Raw genomic sequence first — 12,905 nt, 5'->3', positions numbered from 1 at the left:
GCCTCACCGGCTACCACGGCTCGAGCGTCCGGCGACGGCGGCGGGTGCCGTCACCCGTCAGGACGCCGGCTTGGCGTCGCAGCCGAACGCACCCATCGTCGCGGTCGTCTTGGCGTAGGATGCTGGGTTCTGCGACGGGGTGGCCAGCTCGACGACGCGCGTCTTCTGGTCCTGATAGGTGGGCTGGTACGTCATAGATTGGCTGATCTTGCCGCCCGCGTCGCGCGTGAAGGTGACGCTCGCGTACGCGCCGTCCGCCGTGCCCGGCAGATATGCGGCCTGCTGGCCGGAGAACAGGTTGCCGAGGGCGTAGGAGACGTATCGTCCGTCGATCTTCTGGCACGGCTGCACGATGTGCGGATGGTTGCCGATGATCCAGTCGACCTGCCCGGAGCGCAGCAACGCGTCCGCGTACTTCTTCTGCTCCGCCGAGACCGGCTTGTACTCACGTCCCCAGTGCATCGACACGACGACGATGTCGGCGCCCTGCTTGCGTGCTTCGGCGGCATCGGCCTCGATGCCTTCCGGGGTGCGCACCGCGTACAGGTTGTCCGCGACCCAGGGCGCGTCCTTGGGAGTGCCCGTCTGGTCGCCGTTGATGCGGTTGTCGAGCGTGTAGCTGTACGACAGTTGCGCGACCTTGAACCCCTTGGCCTCGTAGAACACGGGCTGGCCCTTCTCGCCGGCAGACGCGGCCGGGCCGGCCGCCTGCAGACCGTTCGCGGCCATGACGCTGCGCGTGCTCGCCAGCCCGGAGAGGCCGCGGTCGTAGGCGTGGTTGTTGGCCGTCGAACACCCGTCGAACCCGATGGACTTCACCGTCGTCGCGAACTCGTGGGGCGCGTTGAAGCTCAGCTCGCGCGCCAGGTTCGTGTCGTCACGCGACAGCGGGTTCTCCATCTGGCAGATGCGTAGATCGCCCGCCTTCGTGACGGGGGAGATCTGGCCGAAGAACTGGTCGAAGCGGTACCCCGTGCCGCCTGCGGCACGACGGGCCATCTGCGTGATCGACGGGTGGACGATGAGGTCGCCCGACGCGCCGATCGTGATGCTGCCCGGCTTGTTCTTGACCGGCTCCGGGGGAGCGACCGAAGAGCTCGCCGAGGGGCTCGCACTCCCACCGGAACTGCTCGACGCGCCGGCCTTCGATGACGCCCCGGAGCTCGAAGCGCCGCCCGTGTCGTGCGAGCTGCCCGAACAGGCCGTGAGAGCGAGCAGCGAGATCAGTGGTGCGGCGGCGGCCGCGCGTCCCCGAATGCGCATGCGGACGAGTTTATTCTCCGCGGGCGTGCTCAGGTCGCGAGGCCGGGGAACGGCGAGACGCTGCCCCCACCGAAGCGCACTGTGCGGGCCGCGCTCGACCACGCGAGCAGCAGCCCGTTGACATCATCGGCGCTGCGCGTGCCCGTCGCCGCGACGGCGCACGCCGACATCACAGCCGCGGCCGCCTTGCCCGCATCGGCGCGGGCCGCGGCGAGCGAGTCGTAGCGGCGCGCGGGCGCAGCGGGGCTCGCGGAAGCAGACGATGACGACGACGGCGACCCCGATGACGCCGACGATTCCGCGAGCGAGCGCACGGCGTAGAGGTCGTCGAGCAGGCCGGGGACGTCGCCGCGATCGTCGGGATCGGTGCGCGCCGCCCACCACTCGAGCGCGTGGATCGTCACCGCGTTCGCCTCGAGCAGCGCCGACGACGAGGGCACCGACACCGTCGCGGACCACGGCACGGAAACGCCGCCCGGCAGCGAGCTGAGCCCGCGCGCGGCGATCGACAGGGCGAGAGGCCTCGATGTCGCCGAAACCTTCTGCAGGCTCGCGCACAGCGCGGGGGAGACCCAGTCGCTCTCGGCGCGGGTCCACGCCGTCGCGGCGGGGCTGCTGCTCGCCGAGGGCGACGACGCCGGGGCGCTCGCGCGGGAGCTCTTTCCGGACGCCGACGCCCATGGCGACGCAGACGCTGACGCCGACACGCTGGGCGCCGCAGTGGCGCTGACGCTGGGCAGCGACGTCGCGCCGATGCCGCGCAGCGTCGCGTCGAGTCGTTTGAGTTCGGCGACGTGGGCGCCCTGCGCGTCGGCGGCCTCCCGGCGGTGGTTCGTCTCCTGGCTCGCCGCGCTCATCGCGACCACGAGGTGACGACGCACAGCCTCGAGGGGGCCCGAATCGGGCGCCGGTGCCGCCGTCGGCCCCGGCAGGGGCGCGTCCTTCTCCACGCGCAGCCTGCATGCGCTCGTGGTGGTGAGGACGACGGCGGCGAGCGCGGTGCGGCGGGTGAGACGAGCATCGGGCATGGGCACAGTCTGGCACGCACTGGCCGCGCGTTCCGGCGGGCGGTGACGCCACACGCACCGTGGGCGCGTCAGGCTCAACGTGCCTTCCCACAGGATGAACACCCCGTGATCCATCATTTGCAGTTTTGCTGAACCGAAGACAAGGTTATGTACTTCGAGCCCGAGAGAAACCACGAAGGAGCGGACGATGACGACGACGAGTGAACGTCCCCGCGCCACGCAGCGCACGGCCAAGCCCGAGGGGCAGTGGGCCAAGGGCGAGTTCGACCCGCTCAACCCGAACGAGGTCTTCAAGGCCGAGGACGCGCCCCTCAACGTGCGCGCCCGCATCCTCGAGCAGTACGCCCGCGAGGGCTTCGACAGCATCTCGGGCACTGACCTGCGCGGCCGCATGCGCTGGATGGGCCTGTACACCCAGCGCAAGCAGGGCATCGACGGCGGCAAGACGGCGACGCTGGCGCCCGAGGAGCTCGACGACGAGTACTTCATGATGCGCGTGCGCATCGACGGCGGGCAGCTCTCCCGCGAGCAGCTGCGGGTGCTCGCGAGCATCTCCACCGATTTCGCACGTGGTACGGCCGACATCACCGACCGCAACAACATCCAGTACCACTGGATCGCGATCGAGGACGTGCCGGAGATCTGGCGCCGTCTCGAGGCCGTCGGTCTCGACACGCTCGAGGCCTGCGGTGACTGCACGCGCACCACGCTCGGTTCGCCGGTGGCCGGCGTGCACCCCGACGAGGTGATCGACGCGACCCCCGCGATCGACTTCATCAAGGCCAACTACGTGGGCGACCCGGATCTCGCGAACCTGCCGCGCAAGTTCAAGTCGTCGATCGCGTGGCTGCCCGACGCCGCCCCTGAGATCAACGACATCAGCTTCGTCGGCGTCGTCCACCCCGACCACGGCCCCGGCTTCGATCTGCAGATCGGGGGAGGGCTGTCGACGAAGGCGTTCTTCGCGCTGCGCCTCGGTGCCTGGGTGCCGCTCGAAGAGGTGCCCGAGGTCTGGCTCGCGACCGTCAAGCTGTTCCGCGACCACGGCTACCGCCGGCTGCGCAACCGCGCGCGTCTCAAGTACCTCGTCGAGGACTGGGGCGCCGACAAGACGCGTGAGGTGCTGGAGCGCGAGTACCTCGGGCGCCCCCTGCTCGACGGGCCCGCCGCGCCCACGCCGAAGCACACGATCGACCACGTCGGTGTGCATCGTCAGAAGGACGGACGCAACCTCGTCGGGTTCGCGCCGATCGCAGGGCGCACGAGCGGCGCGGCGCTCGCGGGCGTCGCCGACGCGATGGAGGCCGCCGGCAGCGACCGGCTGCGCCTGACCGCCTACCAGAAGCTCGTCGTCCTCGACGTGCCCGACGACGCCGTCGAGCCGCTGCTCGAGACGATGCGGCCGCTGGGCTTCGACGGGCGTCCGTCGCCGTGGCGCCGCGCGACGATGGCGTGCACGGGCCTGGAGTTCTGCAAGCTCGCCATCGTCGAGACGAAGCAGCGAGCCCACGACCTCGTCGCCGAGCTCGAAGAGCGTCTCGCTCACCTCGACGACCAGCTCGAGCACCCCATCGCGATCCATCTCAACGGCTGCCCCAACAGCTGCGCCCGCATCCAGGTGGCGGACATCGGTCTCAAGGGCCAGATCATCACCGACACCGCCGGCGAGCAGGTGCCCGGCTACCAGGTCCACCTCGGCGGTGGCCTGGGCGAGGACCTCGTCGTCGGGCGCAAGCTGCGCGCCCACAAGGTCGCCGCGAGCGAGCTGGGCGACTACGTCGAGCGCGTCGTGACGCGGTACATAGCCGCACGCGAGAGCGGCGAGAGCTTCGGCGACTGGGCCCGCCGCGCCGACGAGGAGGAGCTGCGATGACGCAGGTCGTGCGCGAGCCCGACGAGCTGCGTCGGATCGCCATTCGGGCCGCTGGCCAGCTCGACGGTGCACCGGCGGACGCCGTGCTCGATTGGGCGGCCGCGGAGTTCGGGGAACGCTTCGCCGTGGCCACCTCCATGCAGGACGCCGTGCTGACGCATCTCGCGTCGCGCAGCCTGCCCGGCGTCGACGTGCTCTTCCTCGACACCGGGTACCACTTCGAAGAGACGCTGCAGACCCGCGACGCGGTCGCCTCGACGTACGACGTCACGCTGCGCACCCTCGAACCGTCCCAGAGTGTCGCGCAGCAGGACGCGACGTACGGAGCGAACCTCTTCGAACGCGATCCCGATCTGTGCTGCACGCTGCGCAAGACCCACCCGCTCGACGAGGCCCTCGACGGCTACGAGGCGTGGGCCACCGGGGTGCGTCGCAGCGAGGCGATCACGCGGCGCGACACACCGGTCGTCAGCTTCGACGAGCGCCGCGAACGCATCAAGGTCGCGCCGATCGTCGCGTGGAGCGACGCCGACGTCGAGGCCTACATCGCCGAGCACGCCATCGTCACGAACCCGCTGCTCACCCAGGGCTACCCCTCGATCGGGTGCGCCACGTGCACCCGCCGGGTGGCGCCGGGCGAGGACGCGCGCGCCGGACGCTGGGCGGGCCGCGACAAGGTCGAATGCGGGATCAACACATGAGCGCCGCGACCGTGTGGCTCACGGGCCTGTCCGGAGCGGGCAAGTCGACGCTCGCCGAGCGCCTCGTCGCCACCCTGCGCGAGCGGGGCGAACGCGTCGAACTGCTCGACGGCGACGAACTGCGCACCTCCCTCAGCGCCGGCCTCGGGTTCTCCCGGGCGGACCGGAACACCCACGTGACGCGCGTCGGTTTCGTCGCCGACCTGCTCGCCCGCAACGGTGTGTGGGCGATCGTGCCGGTCATCGCCCCGTACGCCGATGCACGCGCCGAGAACCGCGCACGCCACGAGCGCAGCGGTAGTCGCTACCTCGAGGTCTTCGTCGCAACGTCGCTCGAGGAGTGCGCGCGACGCGACGTCAAGGGCCTGTACGCCCGGGCCGAGGCCGGCGAATTCACCGGAATGACAGGCCTCGACGACCCCTACGAGGTTCCGACCAACCCCGAATTGCGTCTCGAGACCCAGGGCCGCTCGATCGAGGAATCCCTCGCCGAGATCCTGCGTCTCATCGACGAGGAGAGGACACCCGCATGACCGAGACGATGACGCCACCGGACGTCTCCACGAACCCCGCCGGCGAGCTGTCGACGTTGCGGGCACTCGAGGCCGAGGCCATCGAGATCATCCGCGAGGTCATCGCCGAGTTCGAACGCCCTGCGCTGCTGTTCAGCGGCGGCAAGGACTCCGCAGTGCTGCTGCACGTCGCACTCAAGGCGCTCGCCCCCGCGCCGTTGCCGCTGACGCTGCTGCACGTCGACACCGGCCACAACCTGCCTGAGGTCATCGCGTTCCGGGACGAGGTCGTCGCCCGTCATGGCCTGCGCCTCCACGTCGCGGCGGTCGAGGACTGGATCGCCGACGGCCGCCTGCAGGAACGCCCCGACGGCACCCGCAACCCCCTGCAGACGGTGCCCCTCGTCGACACGATCGAGGCAGAACGCTTCGACGCCCTCCTCGGCGGGGCGCGCCGGGACGAGGATCGGGCGCGCGCGAAGGAGCGCATCTTCTCGGTGCGCAGCGCCATGGGAGGGTGGGACCCGCGCGGGCAGCGTCCGGAGCTGTGGAACCTCTACAACGGCCGTCACGCCCCCGGCGAGAACACGCGTGTGTTCCCGCTGAGCAACTGGACCGAACTGGACGTCTGGCGCTACATCGAGGCCGAGGACGTCGCGCTGCCGCCGATCTACCACGCGCACGAGCGCCAGGTCTTCCTGCGTGACGGCATGTGGCTGACGCCGGGGCCCTGGTTCGGGCCGCGCGACGACGAACCCCTCGTCACCCGCTCGGTGCGCTACCGCACCGTCGGTGACGGCTCCTGCACGGGCGCCGTCGAGTCCGAGGCCCGCACGACCGCCGACATCATCGCCGAGATCGCCGCGAGCCATCTCACCGAGCGCGGAGCCACCCGCGCCGACGACCGCCTCTCCGAGGCCGCTATGGAAGATCGCAAGCGAGAGGGCTACTTCTAGAGATGACGACCACGACCACCCGTGCCGCCGACGCACCACGTTCGTCCACCGAGCACGCACCGACCGCCTCGCCCGGTTCCCAGCTCCGCCTCGTCGTGGCGGGCAGCGTCGACGACGGCAAGTCGACCCTCGTGGGTCGTCTGCTGCACGACACGAAGAACATCCTCGCCGACACCTACGACTCGATGGTCGCCGCGAGCACGTCACGCGGCGCCGAGCAGGTCGACCTTGCTCTCCTGACGGACGGGCTGCGCGCCGAGCGCGAACAGGGCATCACGATCGACGTGGCGTACCGGTACTTCGCCACGCCCCGGCGCACCTTCGTCCTCGCCGACACCCCGGGGCACGTGCAGTACACGCGCAACATGGTCACCGGCGCCTCCACCGCTGACGCAGCCGTCGTCCTCGTGGACGCGCGACACGGGGTCAGCGACCAGACGCGTCGTCACGCCGCGTTGATGGCGCTGCTGCGTGTTCCGCACGTCATCTTCGCCGTCAACAAGATGGATGCCCTCGAGTGGTCGCGCTCGCGGTTCGACGAGGTCCGGACCCAGGCGACCGACCTGGCCGACAGGGTGGGCCTCAGCGATCCCCGCGTCGTCGCGCTGTCTGCGCTGACGGGCGAGGGGGTCGTCGCTCCGGCCCCCGACGGGTACGACCACCCGCCGCTGCTCGACCTGCTCGAGTCGCTACCCGTCCGCGATGACCTGCGGGCCGAGTCGTTCCGCATGCCGGTCCAGCTCGTCATCCGGCCTCGCACCGCCGAGCATCCGGATTATCGCGGTCTCGCCGGCCGCATCGCCTCCGGCGTCCTGCACGTCGGTGACCGTGTGCGCGCGGTGTCCTCGGGCCTGACGAGCCGGGTCGTCGCGATCGACACTCCGGTGGGCTCGCGTGAGGTGGCCGTAGCGGGCGAGTCAGTGACGGTGCGTCTGGGCGACGAACTTGACGTCGCTCGTGGTGAGGTCCTGTCGCTCGTGGCCGACCCCGATCAACCGGTTGCCGACTCCGAGGTGAGCGGAGTGCTCGCGTGGCTCGCGGCCGCGGACGGGCGTGTCCGTCAGCGCGTCCTCGTCAAGGCGGGCACCAAGGTGGTGCGCGCGGTCGTCGACGACATCACGCATCTGTGGGACGTCGAGACGAGCACGTGGCACGCAGCCGGCCCTGAAGCAGTGATGACGCTCAACACGATCGGACGAGTCCGTCTGCGTCTGGCCGAGCCCGTGGTGCTCGACCCGTACGACAGCCACCGGGCGACCGGCGCGTTCCTCGTCATCGATCCCGCGAGCGGCGCCACGCTCGGAGCCGGCATGTCGGGTGCGGGGCTCGGTTCGGGTGCGGACGACGACGCCGCGCAGCTCGAATCCGAAGAGGATTGGCTGGCTGGCTGACATGCGCGACGATCACGCACCTGTCGATGCCGTACACCGATCCCGGGCCCGATCACCCCAGATCGGGCGCCGGACGCTCCTCGGCGCCGGCCTCGCCGCCCCCTTCATGACACCGGCCCTGTCGGGGTGCGGGGCGGCTGAGGCGAGCCCGCATCGCCTGCGATTGGGGCACTTCTCGAACCTGACCCACGGCGTGGCCCTCGCAGGCATGGCCCGCGGAACGTTCGCGCGCCACCTGGGCAGCACGGCCATCGAGCGGCAGGTCTTCGACAACGGGCCCGCCGCCGTCCAGGCCATGCTCGCCGGCGCGATCGACGTCGCCTACCTCGGCCCGAACCCGGCGATCACGGCGTGGGTGCGGACGAAGGGCGCCGGAGTGCGCCTCCTCGCCGGAGCAGCGGAGAACGGCGCTGCGCTCGTTGCTCGTCCCGGAGTGAAGAAGATCGACGATCTGCGTGGGTGCAGCGTCTCCACGCCGCAGATCGGCGGCACCCAGGACGTAGCCCTCAAGACACTGCTCGCCGAGCACCACCTGACGACGGGGCCGGGAGCGGACGAGGTGGAGACCGTGTGGATGGCCAACTCACAGACTCTCGATCAGTTCCGCCAGGGGCGCCTCGACGCCAGCTACCAGGCCGAGCCATGGGTCTCTCGCCTCGTCGTCGAAGCCGGCGCGCACGTGCTCGTCGACGAGCGCACCCAGTGGCCCGACCACCGATTCGTGACGACGTGCCTGCTCGTCACCCAGGAGTACCTCGAACGCGCGCCTGCTCAGGTGGAGCAGCTCCTGGCGGCCCACGTCGAGACCGTGGAATGGATCAACAGCCATCGGGGCGCCGCGAGTGTGCTGCTCAACGCCGAGATCGGCAAGCTCAGCGGCAAGAAGTTGAAGCGATCGGTCGCCGAGCGGGCCATGGACAACGTGCAGTTCTCCTGGGATCCGTTGATGGCAAACATCGCGCAGGTCGCCGAACACACGTGGCGAACGGGCGGCATCGACGTCCGTCCCGACCTGCGCGGGTTGGCGGACCTCGACCCGCTCCGGCAGGTCCTTGCTGCACGCGCCCTGCCTGCGATCACCGACGCCGGTCTCGGCGTGCACAGAAAGGGCTGACATGACGTTCGACACCACCACGGCAGGCGAGCGACACCCGATCGCCCCGCCGAGCGACGCACGCTCGACGGCACAGCCGGCCGCCGTCGACATCCGCGGTCTGCACAAGGTCTTCGGCCAGGGCGACGACGCCGTCGAGGCGATCGGCGGGCTCGACCTGAGGGTCGAACAGGGGGAGTTCGTCAGCGTTCTCGGCGCCTCCGGCTGCGGCAAGTCGACCCTGCTGTCGATCATCGCCGGGCTCGAACCCGCCAGCGCGGGCGACGTGCACGTCGACGGCCCTCAACCGGCGCTGATGTTTCAGGATTCCGCGCTCTTCCCGTGGCTGAGCGTCGGCGAGAACGTCGAGGCTCCCCTGCGATTCAGGGGCGTGCCCTCCGCCGAACGCCGCCAGCGGGCGCAGGAGCTGCTCGCGACGGTGCGGCTCGACGGCGCAGTGGATCGACGACCCCACGAACTGTCCGGAGGCCAACGCCAACGCGTCGCCCTCGCGCGCGCACTCGCCCAGAACGCGCGCCTGCTGCTCATGGACGAACCATTCGCCGCCCTCGACGCCATGACGCGCGACCTGCTCCACGGGGAACTTAGCGACGTGTGGCATCGCGACGGCATGGCCGTCATCTTCGTCACCCACAACGTGCGTGAAGCAGTGCGTCTCGGCCAACGTGTCGTCCTGCTCTCTTCGCGCCCGGGACGCGTCAGCCAGACGTGGGACGTCGACCTGCCACAGCCGCGTGCCATCGAGGACGCAGGCGTCGGTGAGCTGTCCCGCGAGATCACCTCGCGCCTGCGAGAGGAGATCAGTCGTCATGCCCACGCCTGAGTTCGACATGCGCGAGGAGGATCCGTTCGAGGCCAGTGCCCGACGGCACCGCTCGCCCGGCCCCACGAGATCGATGATCAGTGACGACGACGTCACCTCCGGACTAGACGCGCTCGAACAGGCTCAGGCGCAGCGCCGACGCCGCGTCGACCCGCTGTCCGTGCTAGCGCCGCTGGGTGCGCTCGCGATCGTGGTCCTCGCCTGGCAGGTTCTCGTGTGGGCACACGTCAAACCGGCCTGGGTGCTCCCTCCGGTCACCGACATCGCTCGGGCCCTGTGGACCTCCCTCACCTCGGGGGAGGCGCTCGACGCGATCTGGGTCAGCCTGCGACGCGGCGCGGTGGGCTTCGCGCTCTCTCTCGTGCTCGGCACGACACTCGGGCTCGTCGTCGGCCGCGCGAGACTGGCGCGGCGCGCCTTCCGACCGCTGCTCGCAGCGATGCAGTCCCTGCCGTCGGTCGCGTGGGTGCCCTTCGCCGTCATGATGTTCTACCTCAGCGACACGACGATGTACGCCGTGATCCTGCTGTCCGCAGTGCCCTCGATCGCCATGGGATTGATCGGCGGGTTGGATCAGGTCCCGCCTCTGTTCGAACGAGCCGGCCGGGCCCTCGGAGCGAGTCGCACGCAACTCGTGCGTCACGTCCTCCTGCCGGCGGCCATGCCGACCTATCTCGGCGGCATCAAGCAGGGCTGGGCGTTCGCCTGGCGTTCCCTCATGGCCGCCGAGCTCATCGTGCAGTCGCCCAAGCTCGGATTCGGTCTCGGTTCGATGCTCAACCAGGGGCAGGCGAACTCGGACATGCCAGCCGTGATGGCCGCGATCGTTCTCGTGCTCGTCGTCGGGTTGGCCGTGGAGGTGCTGCTCTTCGGCCCGATCGAGCGGCGCATGCTGCACCGTCGGGGCCTCGCGCCGTCGTAGGGCTGACCTGCGGCGAGCCGGGACGCTCCGGTCTCGGGCGACGACGGCTCCTCGCGCGTCACGATAGACTCAGGGGCGATGCGCAGGCACGACGCCTGCGCATTCGTCACCTCACGGCTCGTGCCGCGGGCGACGGGTGCACGGCACGGCGACAACTCCAGGAGGCGCGAGTGAGCAACTCGGAACAGACGATCATCGACACGATTCTGCCGAAGCTCGAACCACTGGGTCTCCTCGTCGAGGACGTCACCGTCGTGCCTGCCGGCAAGCGCCGCCTCGTGCGCGTGCTCGTCGACCGCGACGTCGCCCTCGAGACGGCGGTCGAGGAATCGATCGAGCCCGTCACGCTCGACGAGGTCACGGACGCCACGCGCGTCATCGACGCAGAACTCGAGGCGAGCGACGTCATGGGCGAACAGCCCTACGTCCTCGAGGTCAGCTCACCCGGCACCGACCGTCCGCTGACGCTGCCGCGCCACTTCGCGCGCGTCGTCGGCCGCCTCGTCACCGTCACCCTCGACGACGAGTCGAAGGTCGCCGGTCGCATCACCCGCGCCGACGCCCAGACGGTGGAGGTGACGCCCGAGCAGGGCGGCAAGAAGGCGGGGGCGGCCGTTGACGCCGAGCCCGCCCGACTCAATTACACATCGATCACCGGCGCCAAGGTGCAGGTGGAATTCACGCGCGGCGACGACGCCGACGCCGTGGGAGAGGACGTCTGATGGACATCGACATGGCTGCACTGCGCGCCCTGGAGCGGGAGCGCGAGATTCCGATGGACGTCATCGTCCCCGCCATCGAGCAGGCGCTGCTGCTCGCGTACCAGAAGGAGGAGGGCTCCTACCGCCGGGCGCGCGTCGAGCTCGACCGCCGCACGGGTCATGTCGTCGTGTGGGCGCGCGAGGACGGCGAGAAGCAGGAGGACGGCACCTGGAGCGAGCCCGGCCCCGAGTTCGACGACACCCCCAAGAACTTCGGGCGCGTCGCCGCGGGTACGGCCCGTCAGGTCATCATGCAGCGCATGCGTGACGTCGAGGACGAGGCCATCCTCGGTGACTTCATCGGCAAGGAAGGCGACATCGTCTCCGGCACGATCCAGCAGAGCCTCGACTCGCGGTTCGTCAAGGTCGACTTCGGCACCGTGGAGGGCATCCTGCCGACTGCGGAGCAGGTGCCAGGGGAGACCTACCGTCACGGCGAGCGTCTGCGCTGCTACGTCGTGTCCGTGCGCCGCGGCCCGAAGGGCCCGCAGATCTCGCTGTCGCGCACCCACCCCAACCTCGTGCGCAAGCTGTTCGCGATGGAGGTGCCCGAGATCGCCGACGGTAGCGTCGAGATCGCCGCGCTCGCGCGCGAGGCGGGTCACCGCACCAAGATCGCGGTGCACGCCACGAAGCCCGGCATCAACGCCAAGGGCGCCTGTATCGGCCCGATGGGTCAGCGCGTGCGCGCCGTCATGAGCGAGCTGCAGGGCGAGAAGATCGACATCGTCGACTACTCGCGCCAGCCCGATGAGTTCATCGCCGCGGCGCTGTCGCCGTCGCGCGTCGAGTCGGTCGAGGTCGTCGACCCGAAGGCCCGAGCCGCCCGCGTCGTCGTGCCCGACTTCCAGCTCAGCCTCGCCATCGGCAAGGAGGGCCAGAACGCCCGTCTCGCGGCGAAGCTGACGGGGTGGCGCATCGACATCCGGCCCGACACCGCGCTCGCCGACGGCGGGCGTGACGACGAGTCGGCCCGCTGAGCGCGCGCCCTCAGACGTCTCGCGCGTACCCCGGCCACCGAGCGTGGCCGGGGTGCGCGCATTTCGTCGCGGAGCTGTGCGGGGGTAGGATAGGTCTTGAACGGTGACAGATGTGAAGGTGGGGTGCGTGTGAACGTGCCGATCCCGAACGTCGAGCTCTCCCGGCCCGCAGAACCGCAGCGAACCTGCATCGGGTGCCGGGGCAAGGGCGGCCGTTCCGTTTTGCTGCGCATCGCAGTGAGCGATGACGGCGCCACCCTGGTGCTCGACTCGCGCAAGGCGATGCCCGGTCGAGGAGCCTGGCTCCACGCCGACACGACGTGCCTCGAACAGGCCACCAAGCGTCGGGCATGGGCACGAGCACTTCGTCTGCACACCGCGGTCCACACCGCGACGCTGCAGGAACACGTGGCGGCCGAGATCGCCCGCCTGCCGTCGCCCGACGGCGAACACACCATGACCGAAAGCGGGTTTGACGCGATGAGCAACCGATGAGTTCTCACCGATGAACACCTACCCCTCGGCGGTCGGCTGATCCTCCGGGCAAGCAATTGCTCGAAGCCTTGGCCGCCCGTCACCAT

At 70.2% G+C, this 12,905-nt stretch carries 13 protein-coding genes; 11 read left to right on the top strand and 2 right to left on the bottom strand.

What is annotated here, in order from left to right; all coding sequences use genetic code 11:
* Nucleotides 1-57 precede the first annotated feature (57 nt).
* Both J4Z35_RS03455 and J4Z35_RS03450 read right to left on the bottom strand, forming a co-directional pair.
* The gene (locus J4Z35_RS03455; protein WP_143181195.1) at nucleotides 58-1,263 is read right to left on the bottom strand and encodes a CapA family protein; all 1,206 of its coding nucleotides are present in this window, start codon (nucleotides 1,261-1,263) and stop codon (nucleotides 58-60) included.
* A 29-nt stretch (nucleotides 1,264-1,292) separates the two neighbouring features.
* A complete protein-coding gene (locus J4Z35_RS03450) occupies nucleotides 1,293-2,291 on the bottom strand; it encodes a hypothetical protein (protein ID WP_143181196.1) in 999 nt (332 codons plus the stop codon).
* Between the two features lie 187 nt (nucleotides 2,292-2,478).
* Here J4Z35_RS03450 and J4Z35_RS03445 point away from each other — a divergent pair, with 187 nt between their 5' ends.
* From J4Z35_RS03445 to J4Z35_RS03395, 11 genes are all read left to right on the top strand, one after another.
* Entirely contained in the window at nucleotides 2,479-4,164 is a 1,686-nt protein-coding gene (locus tag J4Z35_RS03445) for a nitrite/sulfite reductase (protein WP_006944918.1), read from the top strand.
* The gene (locus J4Z35_RS03440) at nucleotides 4,161-4,865 is read left to right on the top strand and encodes a phosphoadenylyl-sulfate reductase (protein WP_006944887.1); all 705 of its coding nucleotides are present in this window, start codon (nucleotides 4,161-4,163) and stop codon (nucleotides 4,863-4,865) included. Before J4Z35_RS03445 ends, J4Z35_RS03440 begins: the two co-directional genes overlap by 4 nt.
* Complete coding sequence (cysC, locus tag J4Z35_RS03435; protein ID WP_050786489.1) at nucleotides 4,862-5,398, top strand: adenylyl-sulfate kinase; 537 nt, start codon at nucleotides 4,862-4,864, stop codon at nucleotides 5,396-5,398. The genes J4Z35_RS03440 and cysC overlap by 4 nt, the downstream gene beginning before the upstream one ends.
* Complete coding sequence (cysD, locus tag J4Z35_RS03430) at nucleotides 5,395-6,333, top strand: sulfate adenylyltransferase subunit CysD (RefSeq protein WP_006944913.1); 939 nt, start codon at nucleotides 5,395-5,397, stop codon at nucleotides 6,331-6,333. The genes cysC and cysD overlap by 4 nt, the downstream gene beginning before the upstream one ends.
* Before the next feature lie 2 nt (nucleotides 6,334-6,335).
* Nucleotides 6,336-7,724 (top strand): GTP-binding protein, encoded by a 1,389-nt coding sequence (locus J4Z35_RS03425; protein ID WP_006944912.1) that lies wholly within the window; start codon nucleotides 6,336-6,338, stop codon nucleotides 7,722-7,724.
* A gap of 1 nt (nucleotide 7,725) precedes the next feature.
* On the top strand, nucleotides 7,726-8,838 hold the full coding sequence (locus tag J4Z35_RS03420; protein ID WP_006944875.1) for an ABC transporter substrate-binding protein: 1,113 nt from the start codon (nucleotides 7,726-7,728) through the stop codon (nucleotides 8,836-8,838).
* Between the two features lies 1 nt (nucleotide 8,839).
* On the top strand, nucleotides 8,840-9,661 hold the full coding sequence (locus tag J4Z35_RS03415; RefSeq protein WP_006944904.1) for an ABC transporter ATP-binding protein: 822 nt from the start codon (nucleotides 8,840-8,842) through the stop codon (nucleotides 9,659-9,661).
* Complete coding sequence (locus tag J4Z35_RS03410) at nucleotides 9,648-10,583, top strand: ABC transporter permease (protein ID WP_006944871.1); 936 nt, start codon at nucleotides 9,648-9,650, stop codon at nucleotides 10,581-10,583. Before J4Z35_RS03415 ends, J4Z35_RS03410 begins: the two co-directional genes overlap by 14 nt.
* Nucleotides 10,584-10,753: 170 nt before the next feature.
* Nucleotides 10,754-11,305 carry a hypothetical protein gene (locus J4Z35_RS03405; protein WP_074039838.1) on the top strand — a complete coding sequence of 184 codons (552 nt, stop codon included), beginning with the start codon at nucleotides 10,754-10,756 and terminating at the stop codon, nucleotides 11,303-11,305.
* On the top strand, nucleotides 11,305-12,324 hold the full coding sequence (nusA, locus tag J4Z35_RS03400; protein ID WP_006944857.1) for a transcription termination factor NusA: 1,020 nt from the start codon (nucleotides 11,305-11,307) through the stop codon (nucleotides 12,322-12,324). Before J4Z35_RS03405 ends, nusA begins: the two co-directional genes overlap by 1 nt.
* Before the next feature lie 129 nt (nucleotides 12,325-12,453).
* Nucleotides 12,454-12,819, top strand: a complete 366-nt coding sequence (locus J4Z35_RS03395) for a YlxR family protein (RefSeq protein WP_253184066.1) — start codon at nucleotides 12,454-12,456, stop codon at nucleotides 12,817-12,819.
* The last annotated feature ends 86 nt before the right edge of the window (nucleotides 12,820-12,905 follow it).

This window comes from Dermacoccus sp. NHGro5, assembly GCF_017565385.1.
Taxonomy (GTDB): Bacteria; Actinomycetota; Actinomycetes; order Actinomycetales; family Dermatophilaceae; genus Dermacoccus; species Dermacoccus nishinomiyaensis.
The sequence above is the reverse complement of the archived record's forward strand: the minus strand, read 5'-3'. Positions and strand labels throughout refer to the sequence as shown.

Bases quoted from the DNA above. Each gene is read 5' to 3' on its own strand.
- cysC (WP_050786489.1), top strand. From the start codon at position 4,862: ATGAGCGCCGCGACCGTGTGGCTCACGGGCCTGTCCGGAGCGGGCAAG.
- J4Z35_RS03410 (WP_006944871.1), top strand. From the start codon at position 9,648: ATGCCCACGCCTGAGTTCGACATGCGCGAGGAGGATCCGTTCGAGGCC.
- nusA (WP_006944857.1), top strand. From the start codon at position 11,305: ATGGACATCGACATGGCTGCACTGCGCGCCCTGGAGCGGGAGCGCGAG.
- J4Z35_RS03425 (WP_006944912.1), top strand. From the start codon at position 6,336: ATGACGACCACGACCACCCGTGCCGCCGACGCACCACGTTCGTCCACC.
- J4Z35_RS03440 (WP_006944887.1), top strand. From the start codon at position 4,161: ATGACGCAGGTCGTGCGCGAGCCCGACGAGCTGCGTCGGATCGCCATT.
- J4Z35_RS03445 (WP_006944918.1), top strand. From the start codon at position 2,479: ATGACGACGACGAGTGAACGTCCCCGCGCCACGCAGCGCACGGCCAAG.
- J4Z35_RS03420 (WP_006944875.1), top strand. From the start codon at position 7,726: ATGCGCGACGATCACGCACCTGTCGATGCCGTACACCGATCCCGGGCC.
- J4Z35_RS03450 (WP_143181196.1), bottom strand. From the start codon at position 2,291: ATGCCCGATGCTCGTCTCACCCGCCGCACCGCGCTCGCCGCCGTCGTC.
- cysD (WP_006944913.1), top strand. From the start codon at position 5,395: ATGACCGAGACGATGACGCCACCGGACGTCTCCACGAACCCCGCCGGC.
- J4Z35_RS03415 (WP_006944904.1), top strand. From the start codon at position 8,840: ATGACGTTCGACACCACCACGGCAGGCGAGCGACACCCGATCGCCCCG.
- J4Z35_RS03455 (WP_143181195.1), bottom strand. From the start codon at position 1,263: ATGCGCATTCGGGGACGCGCGGCCGCCGCCGCACCACTGATCTCGCTG.